This is a genomic window from Trabulsiella guamensis ATCC 49490, assembly GCF_000734965.1.
In the GTDB taxonomy this organism is placed as follows: Bacteria; Pseudomonadota; Gammaproteobacteria; order Enterobacterales; family Enterobacteriaceae; genus Trabulsiella; species Trabulsiella guamensis.
Map to the genome: position 1 here is coordinate 1 of NZ_JMTB01000251.1, position 278 is coordinate 278.

Annotated in this window: 1 pseudogene; it reads right to left on the minus strand. The window is 47.5% G+C overall.

The annotated features are described in order from the left end of the window. Positions 1-180: pseudogene (locus tag GTGU_RS26800) on the minus strand (glycosyltransferase); the annotation flags it as partial. Positions 181-278: the final 98 nt, after the last annotated feature.

The following is a 278-nucleotide window of genomic DNA, read 5'->3' on the forward strand; positions in this document are numbered from 1 at the left end:
CCCGGCCAGCACCTCTTCAATCGTCTGACCCTGATCCCGGCGATAGTTATAGTAAAAACAGCAGGTGATATCGAACCGCTCACGGTTGATACGCTTAAGCAGCTCCAGCATGCTGTTGGTGCCGCCGCCCCACTCCTTGCCACTGTCAAAAAGCAAAATTTTCCGTCGCTGTGGCACCATGACTCTGTTCTCTGTCCGCTAAACCAACTGGCATTATAAAGATTTCGGATGGATATTCAGCGTTTTTGTTACAAAAGCAGCTATTATTAAAATCAGAA